Source organism: Streptomyces sp. NPDC001135 (assembly GCF_053598395.1).
Window position 1 is genome coordinate 23,182 of the sequence record NZ_JBSFKD010000050.1, and the last position, 18,743, is coordinate 41,924.

Here is an 18,743-nt window from a genome sequence, read left to right on the forward strand (position 1 = left end):
TTACCAAAACTTGGTACTCGCGCGGTCTGTTACTCGGAGTAAGTCGAGGCCGTTGATCTGTCTGGTTTCGTCCAGGGATCAACGGCTTTGCTCTGCCCCTGGGTGCCACCGAGCGTCGCATTCCGAGACCGGTCGGTCGTCCTCCGGTTATCCGGCCGTTACTAGCCAGTAACGAACCCCCTTGTGCCCGGCGCGAGAATGCACCACGATCGGCGACGCTCGGTCCATTTCCGTACCCCGGCATCCGGTCGGGTCACGGCAGAATCTGGGTCCCCACCGAGCAGAGCCGGCGGCAGTGGCGCCGGGTCTAGGGCAGGGGGGTCTTCGCCGTCCGGCGAAGCCTGTCCAGCAGGGTTGTGCGTGATGCGTGTCAGGCGCGACCAGTGGTTGTCGCTCGGGGGTGATCGCCGGTGATCGGTGCGCGGTTCGCGCCTCCGAGTACGGGCGCTCTCCTTCCCGAGGACGTAGCACTTCTCCCATCCCTGCCCGGTTGAGCCGCCGACTCGGGGGCGAGTCCGGGCCAGGAGATGTACGTCCGAGAAGGAGGAAATATGGAGTCCCAGGTGCGTGGCGGGACCAGATGGAAGCGGTTCGCTGTGGTCATGGTGCCCAGCGTTGCCGCCACGGCGTGCATAGGTGTCGCCCTCGCGCAGGGTGCTCTGGCCGCCTCGTTCAGCGTGTCGGGCCAGCAGTTCAAGGTGACGGCCGACAGCCTGCACGGTGAGGGTTTCGCCCAGTACGGTGCGATCGACAGCGGCTACACGCTCGACGGGAAGAAGACGGCCCACCCCGTCGCCGTCTCGTCGTTCCAAGACGCCTCGATCACGAACATGTGCCAGTCCGTGGTCACCCCGGATGTGCCGTTCTTCGGTTCGGTCACCCTCCGTCTGGAGGCCGGCGGCAAGGGCCACGACGCGGTTCAGGCCCACAACCTCTACATCGACGTCGATGACCTGAGCGCCGACGCGACGTTCAACAACATCGACATCGGTGTGGCCGCCGGTGACACGGCCAAGGCCAAGGGTGGCAAGGGCCCGGGCATGAAGGGCGGCGGCGAGGCCGCCAACCCGTTCGGCTTCGCCCAGCAGGCCGAATCGGCCGACCTGACCAACGTGCGCCAGACGGCGTGGGCGACCACCGCCGGCACGTTCAAGCTCAGCGGTCTCCACATGTCGCTGCACAAGGGCGACGGCAAGGGAATCGAGTGCTACTAGGCGCTCGGTGACGGGCGGGGGAGCCAACGGCGCCCCCGCCCGTTCCGCCAACGGCCGCGTTTCCACATGCGGCACACATCACCACCACAGCAACGCCGCACCAGGGAGCTGTTTTCCATGAGCGCCGAGACTCCTGCCGCCGCACCCGGCCAGTTCACCCGCCGGAGGCTGCAGTTCCGCGCCTGGCGGGGCAACCGTCCGTTCTGGGCCGGACTGTTCGTCGTGCTCGGCGGCTTTCTCATCCTGTACTTTCCGTACGCACACCTGCAGCTGGGCCACCTCACGATGACGATGGGGACGCCGGGCGGCTCCAGTTCCCTGATCATCGGTGCGCTGCTCATCGTCCTCGGCATCACCCTCTGGTTCCAGCGGCACAGCCGGGTGTTCGCGGGTGTCGCGGCGATTCTCCTGGCGCTGGTGTCCATCCCGCTGTCCAACATCGGCGGCTTCATCGTCGGCTTCCTGTGCTCGCTGATCGGCGGGGCGATGGCCGTCGCCTGGGCGCCGGGCGCCCCGCCGCAGCCGGAGCCGCCGGCCGAGGCGGCCCCGGGCGAGGGCGGTGCCCCGCAGTCCGCGCCGCTGCCCGAGCAGCGCACGGACGGGCTGGGTGACGTCCCCTACCAGGGCTTCACCACGCCTGGGGAGAACGACCTGTCAGGAACGAGCCCGGCCAACGGGGCGAACGGGAGGCACAGTGCCGGCTGACGAGGTGACCCGCGGGACCGATGTGGACGGGTCCCGCGCGAGAACCGGGCCCCGCCACGCGGCCCCCAGGAAGCCGCTGTTCACCAGGTTCCACATGCCCGCCGGCAAGGCGATCGCCTCCGTGGCGATGCCGACGGCGGTGCTGATGGGCATGGGCTTCACGTCCTCGCTCGCCCTGGCTGCCGGCAGCAGCCCGTCCCCGTCGACGACGTCCAAGAGCCTGACGGCCGACGAGTACAAGGACTGCGTCAAGGCGCTGGACAACTCCAAGGACGCCTCGTCGTCGCCCTCGCCCTCCGCCTCGCGGAGCACGTCCGGTGACAAGGCCACCCCGTCGCCGTCGCCGTCGGCGAGTTCCGACGCCAAGGACTCGAAGGACACGGGGTCCGGCGGCTCGGACACGTCCTCTTCGCCGGATTCAGGTTCCGGCGACAAGGCCGCGCCCAAGCCGACCGCGACCTCGGGCTCCTCCGGCTCGGACTCGGGCTCCGGCTCGTCGTCCTCCGGCGCCGGCACGGCCACGCCCACCCCGTCGGCCTCCAAGAGCGGCGGTCTGCTGGACACCATCGGTGACACGCTCGGCGGCATCCTCACCGGAGGCAGGGACTCCGGCGGTTCGTCCGCGAGCCCGACGCCGTCCGCGACCCCGTCGGCGAGCGCGTCCTCGGACCCGTCCGCGTCGGATGCGCCCGAGCCGGACTCCTCGTCGTCCGGTTCCAAGGTCTCCGACACCGTCGGTGACACCGTCTCCAAGGCCACCAAGACGGTCGGGGACACGGTGGAGAAGACCACCGACACGGTCTCCAGGACGGCCGGGGACGCCACGAAGACGGTCAAGGACGCGGCCGGGTCGGCCACGCCGAGCCCGTCGGCGAGCGATTCCGCCTCGGCGGAGAACTGCCCGAAGGCCACGGACGACGTCAGCGGCGTCGACAACAAGCTGCCGGTGGCCGACGACCCCTGGTACCTGGACGCCAGCTCGCTCCTGCTCAAGGGGGCCGACTACCAGGGCATCGTCGAGGTGAAGACGGCGTCCGGCACCACCAAGAAGGTGCTGAAGTACGTCATCTCCGGCGGTACCGACATCGGTGACCTGCACCAGACGGTGAAGGACAAGCAGTCCGGCAAGACCTACCACGTGCAGGCGGCCAAGGGATCGACGTCCACCATCCGGGGCGGCGACACCGTGATGTACACCGAGAGCATCTCGGGCAACCTCTTCGGGCTGATCCCGATGAAGTTCTCGCCCGACAGCCCGCCCCCGCTGAACCTTCCGCTGATCTACTTCACCAACGTGAAGGTGGTCCAGGCCGCCCAGTTCGGCGGCAACCTGCACGTGCCCGGCATGCATGTGTACACGACCGACTGACCGGTCCTTCAAGCCCGTCCGGGAGCCGCACACAGCTGAGGGCGCCCCCTGTTCCCAGGGGGCGCCCTCAGTGCCGTACAAGACCCTTGTGGGGCCTGTCAGTTGCCCTGCGTGCCCAGGTGGTGGACGCGGAGCATGTTGGTGGTGCCGGGGACGCCGGGGGGCGAGCCGGCGGTGATGATGACCGTGTCGCCCGCGTCGAAGCGGCCCAGCCGGGCGATCTCCTGGTCCACCAGGTCGACCATCTCGTCGGTGGTGTTCACGAACGGCACGATGTGCGACTCCACGCCCCAGCTCAGGGTGAGCTGGTTGCGGGTGGACTCGTCGGTGGTGAAGGCGATGATCGGCTGGATCGCGCGGTAGCGGGACAGACGGCGCGCGGTGTCACCGGACTGGGTGAAGGCGATCAGGCCCCGGCCGCCGAGGAAGTCGGCGATCTCGCAGGCCGCGCGGGCCACCGAGCCGCCCTGGGTGCGCGGCTTCTTGCCCGGCACCAGCGGCTGCAGGCCCTTGGAGAGCAGTTCCTGCTCGGCCGCGGCGACGATCTTCGACATGGTCTTGACCGTCTCGACCGGGTAGGCACCCACCGACGACTCGGCGCTCAGCATGACCGCGTCGGCGCCGTCCAGGATCGCGTTGGCCACGTCGGAGGCCTCGGCGCGGGTCGGGCGGGAGTTGGTGATCATCGACTCCATCATCTGGGTCGCGACGATCACCGGCTTGGCGTTGCGCCGGCACAGCTCGATCAGGCGCTTCTGCACCATGGGGACCTTCTCGAGCGGGTACTCGACGGCGAGGTCGCCGCGGGCCACCATCACGGCGTCGAACGCCGCGACGACGTCCTCCATGTTCTGCACCGCCTGCGGCTTCTCCACCTTGGCGATGACCGGGACCCGGCGGCCCTCCTCGTCCATGACGCGGTGCACGTCCTGGACGTCCTTGGCGTCCCGGACGAAGGACAGGGCGACCATGTCGCAGCCCATGCGGAGGGCGAAGCGCAGGTCCTCGACGTCCTTCTCGCTCAGCGCGGGGACGTTGACGGCCGCGCCGGGCAGGTTGATGCCCTTGTGGTCGGAGACGACACCGCCCTCGATGACGATCGTCTTGACCCGGGGGCCCTCGACGTCCAGCACCTTCAGCTCGACGTTGCCGTCGTTGATCAGGACCTGGTCGCCGCGCGAGACGTCGCCCGGCAGTCCCTTGTACGTCGTACCGCAGATCTGCTTGTCACCGGGCACGTCCTCGGTCGTGATGACGAACTCGTCACCGCGCTCGAGCTCGACCGGACCCTCGGCGAAGGTCTCCAGGCGGATCTTCGGGCCCTGCAGGTCGGCGAGGACGCCGATGGGCCGGCCGGTCTCCTTGGACGCGGCCCGGACGCGGTCGTACCGCGCCTGGTGCTCGGCGTGGGAGCCGTGGCTGAAGTTGAACCGGGCCACATTCATGCCCGCCTCGATCATGGCGACGAGCATCTCGTGGGAGTCGACCGCGGGGCCGAGAGTACAGACGATTTTCGAACGGCGCATGGGGCGATCCTATCGGTTTGTTTCGCAACGGAATATTCCGTCTGGCGGAAGATACAAATGAGTGCCGCACCGCTCAGGTGCTGCTATTCAGTTGTTCATTCCGACCAGTGCGTAGGTCTGCGTCGCGATCTCCAGTTCTTCATCCGTCGGCACCACGGCGACCGCCACCCGCGCACCCTTCGGCGACACGAGCCTCGCCCGGTCCGCTCGCACGGCGTTCAGCTCCCGGTCGACCGCCAGGCCCAGCCCCTCCAGGCCCGTGATCGCGGCCTCCCGCACGGGCGCCGCGTTCTCGCCGACCCCGGCCGTGAACGCGACCGCGTCCACCGTCCCGAGTACGGCGTAATAGGCGCCGATGTACTTCTTGAGCCGGTGAATGTAAATGTCGAACGCGAGAGCGGCCTCTTCGTCGCCCTCGTCGATCCGGCGGCGGATCTCCCGCATGTCGTTGTCCCCGCACAGGCCGAACAGACCGCTCCTCTTGTTGAGAAGAGTGTCGATCTCGTCCATGGACATTCCGCCAACCCGGGCCAAATGGAAGATGACGGCCGGATCCAGATCACCGGATCGCGTACCCATCACCAGCCCCTCCAAAGGCGTGAGCCCCATGGAGGTGTCCACGCACCGGCCCCGCCGCACCGCCGACGCCGAGGCGCCGTTGCCCAGGTGCAGGACGATCACGTTGACCTCGGACGGGTCCTTGCCCAGCAGCCGCGCCGTCTCCCGCGCGACGTACGCGTGCGAGGTGCCGTGGAAGCCGTAGCGGCGGATGCGGTGCCGGTCGGCGATCTTCGGGTCGATCGCGTAGCGCGCCGCCGACTCCGGCATCGTCGTGTGGAACGCGGTGTCGAAGACGGCGACCTGGGGCAGGTCGGGGCGCAGTGCCCGGGCGGTGCGGATACCGGTGAGGTTGGCCGGGTTGTGCAGCGGGGCGACCGGGATCAGCCGCTCGACCTCGGCGAGCACCTCGTCGTCGATGACGGTCGGCTCGGTGAAGAACATCCCGCCGTGCACCACCCGGTGCCCGATCGCGGCCAGTTCCGGCGAGTCCAGGCCCAGGCCGTCCCGGCTCAGCTCCTCGGCGACCGCCTTGAGCGCGGCGTCGTGGTCGGCTATCGGCCCGCTGTGCTCACGGGTGTCGCCGGAGGTGAGGCAGGTGTGCTTGAGCCGGGAGGTCTGCTCGCCGATGCGCTCCACCAGCCCGACGGCGAGGCGGCTCCGGTCGCGCATGTCGAGGAGCTGGTACTTCACCGACGAGGAGCCGGAGTTGAGGACGAGGACACGTGTCGCGGTCACGGTGGTGGAATGCTCTCTGCTCAGTGGGCGGGCGTCTGGGCCTGGATCGCCGTGATGGCGACGGTGTTGACGATGTCCTGGACGAGGGCGCCCCGGGACAGGTCGTTGACCGGCTTGCGCAGACCCTGCAGGACCGGTCCGACGGCGATCGCGCCGGCCGAACGCTGCACGGCCTTGTAGGTGTTGTTACCTGTATTGAGGTCGGGGAAGATCAGAACCGTTGCCTGGCCGGCGACGTCCGAGTCGGGCAGCTTGGTCGCGGCGACGGACGGCTCCACGGCCGCGTCGTACTGGATCGGCCCCTCGATCTTCAGGTCCGGCCGGCGCGAGCGGGCCAGCTCGGTCGCCTCGCGCACCTTGTCGACGTCGGCGCCCGAGCCGGACGTACCGGTGGAGTACGACAGCATCGCGATCCTGGGCTCCACGCCGAACTGCGCGGCCGTACCGGCGGACTGGACGGCGATGTCCGCGAGCGCCTGCGCGTTCGGGTCCGGGTTGACCGCGCAGTCGCCGTAGACCAGCACCTTGTCGGCCAGGCACATGAAGAACACGGACGAGACGATCGACGACTCCGGCCTGGTCTTGATGATCTCGAAGGCCGGGCGGATGGTGGCCGCCGTGGAGTGCACCGAGCCGGACACCATGCCGTCGGCCAGGCCCTCCTGCACCATCAGCGTGCCGAAGTAGTTCACGTCGGAGACGACGTCGTAGGCCAGCTCGACCGTGACGCCCTTGTGGGCGCGCAGCGCCGCGTACTGCTCGGCGAAGGCGTCGCGCAGCTCGCTGGTGGCCGGGTCGATCAGCTGGGTGTCGCCGAGGTCGATGCCGAGGTCGGCGGCCTTCTTGCGGATCTGGTCGACCGGGCCGAGCAGGGTCAGGTCGCACACCCCCCGGCGCAGCAGCACCTCGGCCGCGTGCAGCACCCGCTCCTCGGTGCCCTCGGGAAGCACGACCCGCCGCTTGTCGGAGCGGGCCTGCTCCAGCAGCTTGTGCTCGAACATCATCGGGGTGACCCGGTCGCTGCTCGGTGCCGAGACCCGGCGGGCCAGGTCGGCGGTGTCGGCGTACCGCTCGAACAGGCCGAGCGCGGTCTCCGCCTTGCGCGGGGTGGCCGCGCCCAGCTTGCCCTCCAGCGAGAACAGCTGCTCGGCGGTGGGGAAGCTGGTGCCGCTCACGGACAGCACCGGAGTACCCGGGGCGAGGCGGGCGGCGAGGGTGAGGATCTCCTCGCGCGGTACCTCGTTCAGGGTGAGCAGCACGCCGGCTATCGGCGGGGTGCCGGCGCTGTGCGCGGCCAGCGAGCCGACGACCAGGTCGGCGCGGTCGCCCGGGGTCACCACCAGGCAGCCCGGCGTCAGGGCGCCGAGGAGGTTGGGCAGCATGGCGCCGCCGAAGACGAAGTCCAGCGCGTCCCGGGCGAGCCCGGAGTCGTCGCCGAGCAGCACCTTGGCGTCGAGGGCGTGGGCGATCTGGGAGACGGTCGGCGCGGACAGTGCCGGCTCGTCGGGGACGACGTAGCAGGGGACCGGCAGCCGGGTGGCGAGCCGCTCGGCGATCTCGTCGCGGTCCTCGCGGGCCACCCGGTTGGTGACCATCGCGAGGACGTCGCAGCCGAGGCCGTCGTAGGCCCGGTAGGCGTTGCGGGTCTCGGCCAGCACCGACTCGGCCGGCTGCTTGCGGCCGCCGACGACCGGGATCACGGAGGCGCCGAACTCGTTGGCCAGGCGGGCGTTCAGGGACAGCTCGTCCGGGAGCTGGGTGTCGGCGAAGTCGGTGCCGAGGACGAGGACGACGTCGTAGTCGCGGGCCACCAGGTGGAAGCGGTCGACCAGCGCCGAGACCAGTTCGTCGGTGCCCTGCTCGGCCTGGAGCGCGGAGGCCTCGTGGTAGTCCATGCCGTAGACGGTCGCCGGGTCCTGCGAGAGGCGGTACCGCGACCGCAGCAGCTCGAACAGCCGGTCCGGGCCGTCGTGCACGAGCGGACGGAAGACGCCCACCCGGTCGACCTGCCGGGTCAGGAGTTCCATGACTCCCAGCTCCACGACCTGGCGGCCGTCACCGCGGTCGATCCCGGTCACGTACACGCTGCGCGTCACGTGTCCACTCCGTTCCTCATCGTCGTCGGCATAAAAATCGCCCACCAAGGTGAGCAGAACCCTCTTGACAATACCCCCGGTCCCGGATAAGGCGCCCGTCAAGTGGCTCACTGCCCCGGTGGACGTGGAACAATCGACAGTGGCTCACCGGCACCGACAGCGAGCAGGAGACACAGCACGATGCGCATCGGAGTTCTCACCGCAGGCGGCGACTGCCCCGGCCTGAACGCCGTGATCCGGTCGGTCGTGCACCGGGCCGTGGCGCAGTACGGCGACGAGGTCATCGGCTTCGACGACGGCTACCGGGGTCTGCTCGACCGGCACTACCGCACCCTCGACCTGGACGCGGTCAGCGGCATCCTGGCCCGGGGCGGCACCATCCTGGGCTCCTCCCGGCTGGAGCGCGACCGGCTGCGCGAGGCCTGCGACGGCGCCGCCGACATGGTCGAGGAGTTCGGTATCGACGCGCTGATCCCGATCGGCGGCGAGGGCACCCTGACCGCGGCCCGCATGCTCTCCGACGCGGGCCTGCCGGTCGTCGGCGTCCCCAAGACCATCGACAACGACATCTCCTCCACCGACCGCACCTTCGGCTTCGACACCGCCGTCGGCGTGGCCACCGAGGCCATGGACCGCCTGAAGACCACGGCCGAGTCCCACCAGCGCGTGATGGTCGTCGAGGTCATGGGCCGGCACGCCGGCTGGATCGCCCTGGAGTCCGGCATGGCCGCCGGCGCCCACGGCATCTGCCTGCCCGAGCGCCCCTTCGACCCGGCCGACCTGGTCAAGATGGTCGAGGAGCGCTTCTCCCGCGGCAAGAAGTTCGCCGTCGTCTGCGTCGCCGAGGGCGCCCACCCCATCGACGGCACCATGGACTACGGCAAGGGCGAGATCGACCAGTACGGCCACGAGCGCTTCCAGGGCATCGGCACCGCGCTGGCGTTCGAGCTGGAGCGGCGCCTCGGCAAGGAGGCCAAGCCGGTCATCCTCGGCCACGTCCAGCGCGGCGGCGTGCCCACCGCCTACGACCGTGTCCTCGCCACCCGCTTCGGCTGGCACGCCGTGGAGGCCGCACACCGCGGCGAGTTCGGCCGGATGACCGCGCTGCGCGGCACCGACATCGTGATGGTGCCCCTCGCGGAGGCCGTCACCGAGCTGAAGACGGTGCCGAAGGACCGGATGGACGAGGCCGAGTCGGTCTTCTAGGCGGTCCTGCCCTCGACGGCCGTCCAGAAGTTCACGACGATCTGCGCGAGGAACTCCTTCCCGGACTCGCTGGCGCCCCTGCTGCCGCCACCCCAGCTGAGGGTGGCGGCCATGTGCCCCTGGTAGTCCTCGTACAGCTCCTGCAGCACGTCCTCCACGACCCCCTTGTCCAGGGGGGCCAGTTTCATCACCGGCCGCACATAGGCCTGCCAGCGGGTGGTGACCGCGCTGTGCAGCAGGTCGGCGAGCCTGGCCTCGCGGCCGGTGACGGCGACGAAGTCGGGCAGGGTCAGGCCCAGCACCTCGGCGAGCGCGGCCGACTGCCGCTCGTTGCCCCGCCACTGCCCGCTGTCCTCCATGCGCAGATAGCCGCGCAGGTCCATGCCGACGGCGTGGGCGACGTCCTCGGGCGCGACGGCCCGGGCGATGCGGTGCTCGCGCAGGCTCTGCGGCCGGCCGAGCAGTTCGCCCGGGGAACACCACAACACGCCCGCCAGGGCGGTGAGTTCGGCGTTGCCGGGGGAGGCGACGCCGCGTTCCCAGGCGATCACGAGATCGGGTGTGACATACGGCAGCCCGTACGAGGCCCGCATGCCGTACGCGACGTGCTCGGGGCCCATGCCGAGCGCGGCGCGCAGCCGGCGGGCCGCCGGGGCGTTGAACGGGGGAGCTGAGGGTTGGCGCACCCCGCACAAGCTAGGGGCCGGCTGTCACCATGGCTACGGTCCGTTCCGACAGGATCACCGGTTGTGGGAACGTACAGTTCCGTCCGTTCGGTATGCAATCGGACGGACGTAACGGAGGGGACGCCCTTCCGGCTCACCCCTTGACCGCCCCGCCCAGGGCGAAACCGCCCCCCAGCCGCCGCGCCACCAGCACGTACAGCAGGATCACCGGTGTCGAATAGATGACGGAGAACGCGGCGAGCTGCCCGTACGCCACCATGCCCCGGTTGCCGAAGAAGTCGTTGATGCTGACCGAGGCCGGCATCTGGTCCGGGGTGAGCAGCAGCATGAACGGGACGAAGAAGTTCCCCCACATCATCACGAACGAGAACACCGTGACGACGGCGAGCCCCGGCCCCATCAGCGGCAGCACGATCCGGACCAGGGACTGCAGCGCGTTCGCCCCGTCCGTCCAGGCCGCCTCCTCCAGTTCCCTCGGCACGCCGTCCATGAAGTTCTTCATCAGCCAGATGGCGAAGGGGAGTTGGGAGGCCGCGAAGAAGAGGATCGTGCCCTGCGCGGTGTCGATCAGGTTCACCCGCACGAACAGCGCGTACACCGGCACCATGATCGCGGTGATCGGCAGACTCGTCGCGAACAGGATCGTCAGCAGGAACGGCCGGCCCAGACGGGAGCGGAACCGGGAGAGCGGATAGGCGGCGAGGGCGGCGCAGACCACCGTCAGCGCGGTGGCGCCCCCGCACAGGACCAGGCTGTTGAGCAGCGGGGTGTAGGTGATGTCCGGCGTGAGGATCGCGTCGAAGTTGCCGAGCGTGAACCCGTCCGGGGTCTTCACCCTGAGGTCGGCGTGCGGATCCACCGAGGACAGCACCACCCAGGCCAGGGGCAGCGCGAAGGCGACGGCCACGACCAGCAGACCGGCGTCGGCGGCGAGCCGCCGGGAGACACGCTTGCGGGGCATCAGACCTCCGTCCGCAGCAGCCGCAGATAGAGGACCGAGAACAGCGAGCCGACGAGCAGCAGAAGCAGGGCGACCGCGGTGCCGTACCCGATCATGCTGTTCTGGAAGGCCTGCTCGTACATGAACAGCGGCAGGGTCTGGCTCCTGTTCCCGGGGCCGCCCCGGGTCATCACCCAGATCAGCCCGAAGACGGAGAGCGTCTGCAGGGTGTTGAGCATGAGGTTGGTGCCGATGGACCGGCGGATCATCGGCAGGGTGATGTGCCACATCCGCCGCCATCCGCCGGCCCCGTCCACCTCGGCGGCCTCCGTGATCTCGGCGGGTATCCCGTCCAGCGCGGCGGAGTAGACGAGCATCGAGAACGCCGTACCGCGCCAGACGTTGGCGAAGGACACGGCGAGGACGGGGAGCGTGAACAGCCAGTTCTGGCGCGGCAGATGAAGCCAGTCCAGGACGGCGTTGAGCGTCCCCTCCCGCCGGAAGAAGGCGTACAGCAGAAACCCGGCGACGACCTCCGGCAGCACCCACGCCGTGACGACGACCGCACCGGTGAACGTGCGCACCGGCTTCGAGGCCCGCTTCATCAGCGCCGCCAGGGCGAGGCCCAGGGTGTTCTGCCCGAGGAGCGAGGACAGCACGGTGAACACCAGGGTCAGCCAGACGGCGTTCAGGAACGCGTCGTCGTGAAAGGCCCTGCGGAAGTTGGCGAACCCGACGAACGACGCGTGCGCCTGACCGGTCAGCTGCAGGTCGGTGAAGGCGAGGTAGACGCAGTACGCGATCGGCCCGGCGAGGAAGAGCAGGAGAAGGACGACGGCGGGGGCGAGGGGTAGGGTCCGGGTGAGCCGGCGCGCAGGTTTCACCTCTCGGTCACGTGGCCGTCGGTGACGTCCCTGACCGTGTCGTCGTACGCCCTCGCGGCCTCCTCCGCGGACCGGTCGCCGGTCGTCACGCTCTCCATGGCCTCCTGGACGGCGGTCGACACCTTGGGGTACGCCGGGTACGCGGGCCGGTAGTGCGTGCTGGACACCAGGTCGGTGAAGAACCTGATGCCGGGCTGGGCGGTGGCGTACGAGGGGTCCTCGGCGACGTCGCCGCGCACGGAGATGCCGGAGTTGGCGATGTACCACTTCTTGGCGTTCGCCTCGGTCTGCATCGTCCTGACGAAGTCGAAGGCGAGGTCCGGGTTGCCGGCCTTGGCCGGGACGGCCCAGGTCCACCCCCCGGACATGCTCACCTTGCCGGGGGCCTGCCCGTGCTGGGTGGGCATGTACGCCAGCCCCAACCGCCGGGACCAGTCGGGCCACTCGTGCCCGCTGCCCGGCAGCCAGGCCTGCGGGAGCCAGGAGCCGTCGAGGTCGATGCCGAGCTTGCCCTGGGGGAGCAGCTCGCCGTTGACGGTGGTGGCGAAATTCGGGTCGAGGGCGTCGGAGACGTCGGGCCCGAGCTTCTCCTTGTACACGGTCTCGACGAATGCCAGCGCGTCCTTGAACCCCTGCCCGCCCGTGACCCACTTCTTGCTCGTGCTGTCGTAGAGCGGGTCGGAGGTGCCGTCGCCGGTGCCGTACAGGAGCATCTCGAACCCCTGCATGGTGGAGCGCTCACCCCCCGGTTTGCCGGTGTAGACGTTGAGCGGGGTGACGCCGGGGGCCTTCCGCCTGATGGTGCGGGCGGCGGCGAGGACGTCGTCCCAGTTCCGCGGCTGCCAGTTCAGCGGCAGCCCGGCCTTCTTGAACACCCGCCTGTCGAACCACAGCCCGCGGGTGTCCGTCCCGTCCGGAACGCCGTACGTCTTCCCGTCCTGCCCTTTCGCGGCCGCCTTCGCGGTGCCGATGAACTGCTTCCAGTCCGGCCACTTGGCGAGGTACGGGTCGAGGGGTTTGAGATAGCCGCTCGTGATGTCGGAGTTGATGAGGAAGGTGTCCTCGTAGACCAGGTCGGGTGCGGTCCTCGGCGAGCGCAGCATCTGCTGCAGCTTGGTGTAGTACTCCGAGTCCGGGGCCTTGATCGGCACGAACTCGACCTTCTTGCCGGGGTACTTCTTCTCGAACTCCTTCTTGATCCCGGCGAGATAGGTGTCCATCACCTTGATGGAGTTGTCGGTGGACTGCTTGTACGACACCTTGACCGTGTCGGCACTGCTGCCGGACCCCGAACCGCACGCGGTGAGGGCGGTGGCGGCGAGGGCGGCGGTGAGGAGGGCGGAGAGGGCGGCGGTGGGGCGCACGGGCACTACCTCCTACGGGCTCACTTCACTGTGGCGTTACGCGGAGATGGCTGCCGTGAACGTAAGAGGAGTGGTCTAGTCAGGTCAATGAGTCTGCACCGGATTGGCAGTTGGCGGCGTCCTTGAGGGCCATGGCCCGGGTGAACGCCTCGGCCGCCGCCACAAAGGCCGTGCGGGCCCGCTCCCACTGGAGGGCGCGCCGGTGGGCCAGGGCCAGGTCCTGCAGGGTCTGCCCGGCCCGGTACCAGTCCTCGCGGTCCTCGAGGATCGCTGCCGCGTCGGCATGGGCCTGCCGGGCGTCGGCCGGTCGGTTTCCCCACTCCCAGACGTGGTGCAGCGCGATGCCCTCGCCATGGAGGTCGTGTGTCTCGCGGGCCGGGGCGAGGGCCCGGGGGTGTGCGGTGGCGGCGTCGTCCATCCGTCGCGCCGACAGCAGCAACCACGCCGAGATAGCTCCAGCAGGAGGCTTCACGGCGGCGGTCCCCGATGGCCCGGCACAGGTCACGGGCGTGTTCGAGTGCGTCGATCGCCTCGGCCGTACGCTAGCCCCGGTGCAGGGCGATGCCCGGGTTGTTCCAGAGGAGCGGGAGAGCGGCCTGCTCCGGGGTGAGGGGTGCATCGTCCGGTACCGCCGTGCCGTTCGGGGCGGGGAGCCCGGCCGGGTGAGCGATCGAGGCGTACGGGGCCCCGCGCCGGCCGGCGGACCCGATGACGGGCCCGGCTAACGGACCCGCACCCACCGGTACACCAGCTCGGGCCTGCCCACCTGCCCGTACACCGGCTGCCGCGCGGCCCGCCCCGCCTCCACCAGGTGCTCCAGATAGCGCCGGGCGGTGATCCGCGAGATGCCCACCGCCTCGGCCACCCCCGCCGCCGTCAGCCCTTCCTCCGCCTCCCGCAGCGTGCCCGTCACCCGCTCCAGCGTCGGCCCGCTCAACCCCTTCGGCAGCGCCGCGGGCGACGGCGCCCGCAGGACCGCCAGCGCCCGGTCCACCTCGTCCTGGCCGCTCGCCTCGCCCACCGCCGCGTGGAACTCGGCGTAGCGGACCAGCCGGTCCCTCAGCGTGGCGAAGGTGAACGGCTTCAGGACGTACTGGACGACGCCCAGCGAGACGCCCTCGCGCACCACCGCCAGATCGCGGGCCGACGTCACCGCTATCACGTCCGCGTGATGGCCCGCCGCGCGCAGGGAGCGGGCGAACTGCAGGCCGTGTACGTCCGGCAGGTGCAGGTCCAGGAGGAGCAGATCCACGGGAGTGCGGTCCAGGACGCGGCGCGCCTCCGCCCCCGTGTGCGCCTTGCCGACCGCGACGAACCCGGGCACCCGGCCGACGTACATCACATGGGCGTCGGCGGCGACGGGGTCGTCCTCGACCACGAGGACGCGGATCGGATGCCGTTCCTGCGTCATCTGCCGCCCCCCACCGCGGACCGCAGCGGCAACCGCACCTCGAACACCGCTCCCCCCTCGCCGTCCTCGCCGGACTCCGCCACCAACGTGCCCCCGTGGCGGGTCACCGCCTGCCGGACCAGGGCCAGCCCGAGGCCCCGGCCGCCGGGCGCGGCCGGCTTCGTCGAGAACCCCCGCTGGAATACCAAGTCGGCATGGGCCGGGTCGACACCGGGGCCCGTGTCGGACACCCGCAGGACCACCTCGGTGTCCGAGGCGTACGCCGTCACCGTGACCCGCGCCCCGACGCTGCCCTGCGCCGCGTCCACCGCGTTGTCGATCAGGTTGCCGAGGATGGTGACCAGGTCGCGGGCGGGCAGGCTGCCGGGGAGCAGGCCGTCGTCCAGGCGGCTGTCCCGCGACACCACCAGCTCCACGCCCCGCTCGTTGGCCTGGGCCGTCTTGCCGAGCAGCAGAGCGGCGAGTACCGGTTCCCGTACCGCCGCGACCACCTGGTCGGTCAGGGCCTGGGCCAGCTCCAGTTCCGCCGTGGCGAACCCCACGGCCTCCTCGGCCCGGCCCAGCTCGATCAGCGACACCACCGTGTGCAGGCGGTTGGCGGCCTCGTGCGCCTGCGAGCGCAGGGCCTGGGTGAAGCCCCGCTCCGAGTCCAACTCGCCCATCACGGACTGCAGTTCGGTGACGTCCCGCAGGGTGACCACCGTGCCCCGGCGCTCTCCGCCCGACACCGGGGACGTGTTCACCACCAGGATGCCGGCCGCCGTCAGGTGCACCTCGTCCACCCGGGGCTCCGACGACAGCAGTGCGCCGGTCAGCGGCGCCGGCAGGCCCAGGTCGGCCACCGAGCGGCCGATCAGCTCCGTGTCCGGGGCGCCCAGGCCCAGCAGCTCCCGGCCCCCGTCGTTGATCAGCGCCACCCTGTACTGCCCGTCCAGCATCAGCAGGCCCTCGCGGACCGCGTGCAGCGCCGCCTGGTGGTAGTCGTGCATCCGGCTCAGCTCGGTGGCGTTCATCCCGTGGGTGTGCCGGCGCAGCCGGGCGTTGACGACGTACGTGCCGACCGCGCCCAGCAGCAGCGTGCCGCCGGCGACCCCGAGCAGGGCCGTGACCTGGTCCTGGACCCGCGCGCTGATCTCCTCCACCTTGATACCGGCGCTGACCAGCCCGATGACGTGGCCGTTCTCCTCGACCGGGGTCACCGCGCGGACGGAGGGGCCCAGGGTGCCGGTGTAGGTCTCGGTGAAGGTGTGGCCGTGCCGGGCGGGGTCGATACGGCCGAGGAAGCGTTTGCCGATCTGGTTCCGGTCGGGGTGGGTCCAGCGGATCCCCTCCGGGTTCATGATCGTGACGAAGTCGACGTCCGTGTCCCGCATGACCTGCAGCGCGTACGGCTCCAGTGCGGCCGTGGGGGCGGGGGTGCGGATCGCCGAGCGGACCGAGGGGGCGTCCGCGACGGAGCGGGCCACCGCGGTGACCTGGCGGACCGCCGCGTCCTCGGCCTGGCTCCGGTCGCTGACGTAGGTGAACAGCGCGTACCCGGCCACGACCAGCGCTATCAGCACGGCCTGCATCGCGAACAGCTGGCCCGCCAGGCTGCGGGGTCGGGGGAGACGGGGAACGCGCATGTCAGCAGTGTGCCTCGCCGGTCCCCGCGGTGTGCCCCTCCGGGCCGTCGTGAACTCAATGAACGGAAGGGTGACCGTCCTCACAGGGCGGGAGATAGTCACGGCATTCCCCGAACAACGCCCGGACGTGAGCCGCACGCCGGTAGTTCGCCGACGAAGACGTCAAGGAGGGCAGTCGTGGCCGCAACCATCCCCGACACGGCACCTGCCGCACCCCGTGTGAAGCGGGACCGGACCCATTACCTGTACATCGCCGTCATCGTGGCGGTCGCGCTCGGCATCGCCGTGGGACTCATCTGGCCCGACGCGGCGGTCGAGCTGAAGCCCCTGGGCGCCGGCTTTGTGAACCTGATCAAGATGATGATCTCGCCGATCATCTTCTGCACGATCGTGCTCGGGATCGGGTCCGTACGGAAGGCCGCGAAGGTCGGTACCGTCGGCGGTATCGCGCTCGGGTACTTCCTGGTGATGTCGCTGGTCGCGCTCGCCATCGGGCTCGTCGTCGGCAATGTGCTGCACCCGGGGGACGGGCTGCACCTCACCGACGCCATCAGGGCGTCCGGACACGACCAGGTGTCCAAGGAGGCGCTGCCGCCGGTCCAGTTCGTCCTGTCGATCATTCCGACGACCTTCGTGTCCGCCTTCGCCCAGGAACAGGTCCTGCAGACCCTGCTGGTCGCCCTGCTCGCCGGGTTCGCGCTGCAGACCATGGGACCGGTCGGGCAGCCGGTGCTGCGCGGCGTCGAGCACCTCCAGCGGCTCGTCTTCCGCATCCTGTCGATGGTCATGTGGGCGGCGCCGATCGGTGCCTTCGGCGCCATCGCGGCGGTGGTCGGCTCGGCCGGTCTCGACGCCCTGAAGAGCCTCGTCGTGCTGATGCTCGGCTTCTACGTCACCTGTGTGCTGTTCGTCTTCGTCGTGCTCGGCGCGATTCTGCGGATCGTCGCCGGACTCAACGTCTTCTCCCTCTTCAAGTACCTGGCGCGCGAGTTCCTGCTGATCCTGTCCACCTCGTCCTCCGAGTCCGCGCTGCCGCGGCTGATCGCGAAGATGGAGCACCTGGGTGTCAGCAAGCCCGTCGTCGGTATCACCGTGCCGACCGGCTACTCCTTCAACCTCGACGGCACGATGATCTACATGACCATGGCGTCGCTGTACATCGCGGACGCGCTGGGTACGCCGATGTCGGTGGGCGAGCAGATCCCGCTGCTGCTGTTCCTGCTGCTGGCGTCCAAGGGCGCGGCGGGCGTCAGCGGTGCGGGGCTCGCCACGCTGGCCGGCGGTCTGCAGTCGCACAAGCCGGCGCTGGTCGACGGGGTCGGTCTGATCGTCGGCATCGACCGCTTCATGAGCGAGGCGCGGGCCCTGACCAACTTCGCGGGCAACGCGGTCGCCACCGTACTGATCGGCACCTGGACCAAGGAGATCGACAAGGCCCGGGTGCGGCAGGTCCTCGCGGGTGAGCTGCCGTTCGACGAGACGACGCTGCTGGACGAGAACCGGCAGACGGTCACCGAGGTTTCCGGCGAGCCGAGGGAAGAGGAGCTGGCCAAGGCGTGAGCGTCCGCTGGGTGCGCCCCGTGCGGGGCTCCGCGGCCGTCGTGGTGGACTTCCCTCCGCCGCGCTGAGAAACGCCCCTTCACTCCGGACGTCCGGCCCCGCCTGAACCCGGGCCGGGCGTCCGGGATCCACCGCCGGGCGGTCGAGTCTCCCCCGTACCTCGACCGCCCGGCCCCTCACTCGTCCACGCACTCACCTTGGCCACCAGCGCGGTGGCCGTCGAGGCGGGCACGCCCGCCGCGGTCAGGACCGTGACCGTGGCCGAGCGGCCCGCCTCCTGTGCTGTCACCAGGCCGTCGTTCACCGCCTCCATCACCGCGAACACCATCTGCTCCTGCACGTACGCCAGGGCCGGAGCCGGCAGCGGGGAGCTGAACACGCCTTCGTCCAGGCCCTGTTGGAGCAGCCGCACCTTGTTGGCCCGCAGCGGGGCGAGGCGTTCGCGGATGCCCTGGACGGTGACCGTGCGCTGGGCGAGCGCGATCAGCAGGCGGTAGCGGTCCGCGGCCGCCCAGATCGCGAGGAGCGACCGGGCCACCGCCTCCGCCGGGTCCTCCACCCCCTCGCGCACCGCCGCGTCCGCGTCCGTCAGCGCCTGCACCGCCTCGTCGACGAGGGTGCTGATCAGCGCCTCCCGGCTGGGGAAGTGGCCGTACACCGTCCGCCGTACGACACCGGCCGCGCGCGCGATCTGGTCCATGGAGGCGTCCGGATCGCGCAGCAGCTCGGCCAGGGCGACGTCGAGGATGCGGCGCCGGTTGGCGTCCGCGCGGCTGGGGTTACCCGTGGTCATGCCGTCATTCTGCACGCACCCGCGCAACTTGCACAGCACTGTGCAACGCCGTACATTGCACAGTGCTG

The 18,743-nt window shown here is 70.2% G+C and carries 15 protein-coding genes and 1 pseudogene; 5 read left to right on the forward strand and 11 right to left on the reverse strand.

What is annotated here, in order from left to right; genetic code table 11:
• Positions 1-551: 551 nt before the first annotated feature.
• The 3 genes from ACWC94_RS38945 (at position 552) to ACWC94_RS38955 (ending at position 3,288) form a co-directional block, all read left to right on the forward strand.
• Positions 552-1,214 (forward strand): DUF6230 family protein, encoded by a 663-nt coding sequence (locus ACWC94_RS38945; protein ID WP_450802081.1) that lies wholly within the window; start codon positions 552-554, stop codon positions 1,212-1,214.
• Between the two features lie 117 nt (positions 1,215-1,331).
• Positions 1,332-1,919, forward strand: a complete 588-nt coding sequence (locus ACWC94_RS38950) for a DUF6114 domain-containing protein (protein ID WP_450802082.1) — start codon at positions 1,332-1,334, stop codon at positions 1,917-1,919.
• Positions 1,909-3,288, forward strand: a complete 1,380-nt coding sequence (locus ACWC94_RS38955; RefSeq protein WP_450802083.1) for a hypothetical protein — start codon at positions 1,909-1,911, stop codon at positions 3,286-3,288. Before ACWC94_RS38950 ends, ACWC94_RS38955 begins: the two co-directional genes overlap by 11 nt.
• A 98-nt stretch (positions 3,289-3,386) precedes the next feature.
• Here the strand turns inward: ACWC94_RS38955 and pyk are convergent, their stop codons facing one another.
• The 3 genes from pyk to pta form a co-directional block, all read right to left on the reverse strand.
• Complete coding sequence (gene pyk, locus ACWC94_RS38960; protein WP_450802084.1) at positions 3,387-4,814, reverse strand: pyruvate kinase; 1,428 nt, start codon at positions 4,812-4,814, stop codon at positions 3,387-3,389.
• An 87-nt stretch (positions 4,815-4,901) separates the two neighbouring features.
• Positions 4,902-6,110, reverse strand: coding sequence for an acetate kinase (locus tag ACWC94_RS38965; protein WP_450802086.1), 1,209 nt, complete (start codon positions 6,108-6,110; stop codon positions 4,902-4,904).
• Between the two features lie 20 nt (positions 6,111-6,130).
• Positions 6,131-8,206: a phosphate acetyltransferase gene (pta, locus tag ACWC94_RS38970; RefSeq protein WP_450802087.1), complete on the reverse strand. Its 2,076-nt coding sequence runs from the start codon at positions 8,204-8,206 to the stop codon at positions 6,131-6,133.
• A gap of 180 nt (positions 8,207-8,386) precedes the next feature.
• On the opposite strand from pta, the gene ACWC94_RS38975 reads away from it, so the two are divergent.
• On the forward strand, positions 8,387-9,412 hold the full coding sequence (locus ACWC94_RS38975; RefSeq protein ID WP_450802089.1) for an ATP-dependent 6-phosphofructokinase: 1,026 nt from the start codon (positions 8,387-8,389) through the stop codon (positions 9,410-9,412).
• On the opposite strand, the gene ACWC94_RS38980 is transcribed toward ACWC94_RS38975, so the two are convergent.
• The 7 genes from ACWC94_RS38980 to ACWC94_RS39010 all read right to left on the reverse strand — a co-directional run bounded on the left by ACWC94_RS38980 (position 9,409) and on the right by ACWC94_RS39010 (position 16,322).
• On the reverse strand, positions 9,409-10,098 hold the full coding sequence (locus ACWC94_RS38980; protein ID WP_450802091.1) for a helix-turn-helix domain-containing protein: 690 nt from the start codon (positions 10,096-10,098) through the stop codon (positions 9,409-9,411). The genes ACWC94_RS38975 and ACWC94_RS38980 overlap by 4 nt on opposite strands.
• A gap of 133 nt (positions 10,099-10,231) precedes the next feature.
• On the reverse strand, positions 10,232-11,059 hold the full coding sequence (locus ACWC94_RS38985; RefSeq protein WP_450802092.1) for a carbohydrate ABC transporter permease: 828 nt from the start codon (positions 11,057-11,059) through the stop codon (positions 10,232-10,234).
• Positions 11,059-11,922, reverse strand: coding sequence for a carbohydrate ABC transporter permease (locus tag ACWC94_RS38990; RefSeq protein WP_450802094.1), 864 nt, complete (start codon positions 11,920-11,922; stop codon positions 11,059-11,061). The genes ACWC94_RS38985 and ACWC94_RS38990 overlap by 1 nt, the downstream gene beginning before the upstream one ends.
• A complete protein-coding gene (locus tag ACWC94_RS38995; protein WP_450802095.1) occupies positions 11,919-13,286 on the reverse strand; it encodes an extracellular solute-binding protein in 1,368 nt (455 codons plus the stop codon). Before ACWC94_RS38995 ends, ACWC94_RS38990 begins: the two co-directional genes overlap by 4 nt.
• A 79-nt stretch (positions 13,287-13,365) precedes the next feature.
• Entirely contained in the window at positions 13,366-13,704 is a 339-nt protein-coding gene (locus tag ACWC94_RS39000; protein ID WP_450802097.1) for a hypothetical protein, read from the reverse strand.
• A gap of 303 nt (positions 13,705-14,007) precedes the next feature.
• Positions 14,008-14,697, reverse strand: coding sequence for a response regulator (locus tag ACWC94_RS39005; protein WP_450802099.1), 690 nt, complete (start codon positions 14,695-14,697; stop codon positions 14,008-14,010).
• Positions 14,694-16,322, reverse strand: coding sequence for an ATP-binding protein (locus ACWC94_RS39010; RefSeq protein WP_450802101.1), 1,629 nt, complete (start codon positions 16,320-16,322; stop codon positions 14,694-14,696). The genes ACWC94_RS39005 and ACWC94_RS39010 overlap by 4 nt, the downstream gene beginning before the upstream one ends.
• Before the next feature lie 177 nt (positions 16,323-16,499).
• On the opposite strand from ACWC94_RS39010, the gene ACWC94_RS39015 reads away from it, so the two are divergent.
• Positions 16,500-17,882, forward strand: a complete 1,383-nt coding sequence (locus ACWC94_RS39015; protein ID WP_450802103.1) for a cation:dicarboxylate symporter family transporter — start codon at positions 16,500-16,502, stop codon at positions 17,880-17,882.
• A 190-nt stretch (positions 17,883-18,072) separates the two neighbouring features.
• Here ACWC94_RS39015 and ACWC94_RS39020 read toward each other — a convergent pair.
• Positions 18,073-18,675 (reverse strand): annotated as a pseudogene (locus tag ACWC94_RS39020) (TetR/AcrR family transcriptional regulator); the annotation flags it as partial.
• Between the last annotated feature and the right edge of the window lie 68 nt (positions 18,676-18,743).

Excerpts from the sequence above, each read along its gene's own strand:
- pyk (WP_450802084.1), bottom strand. The coding sequence starts at position 4,814 with ATGCGCCGTTCGAAAATCGTCTGTACTCTCGGCCCCGCGGTCGACTCC.
- ACWC94_RS38975 (WP_450802089.1), top strand. The coding sequence starts at position 8,387 with ATGCGCATCGGAGTTCTCACCGCAGGCGGCGACTGCCCCGGCCTGAAC.
- ACWC94_RS38985 (WP_450802092.1), bottom strand. The coding sequence starts at position 11,059 with ATGCCCCGCAAGCGTGTCTCCCGGCGGCTCGCCGCCGACGCCGGTCTG.
- ACWC94_RS38945 (WP_450802081.1), top strand. The coding sequence starts at position 552 with ATGGAGTCCCAGGTGCGTGGCGGGACCAGATGGAAGCGGTTCGCTGTG.
- ACWC94_RS39000 (WP_450802097.1), bottom strand. The coding sequence starts at position 13,704 with ATGGACGACGCCGCCACCGCACACCCCCGGGCCCTCGCCCCGGCCCGC.
- ACWC94_RS39010 (WP_450802101.1), bottom strand. The coding sequence starts at position 16,322 with ATGCGCGTTCCCCGTCTCCCCCGACCCCGCAGCCTGGCGGGCCAGCTG.
- ACWC94_RS38950 (WP_450802082.1), top strand. The coding sequence starts at position 1,332 with ATGAGCGCCGAGACTCCTGCCGCCGCACCCGGCCAGTTCACCCGCCGG.
- ACWC94_RS39005 (WP_450802099.1), bottom strand. The coding sequence starts at position 14,697 with ATGACGCAGGAACGGCATCCGATCCGCGTCCTCGTGGTCGAGGACGAC.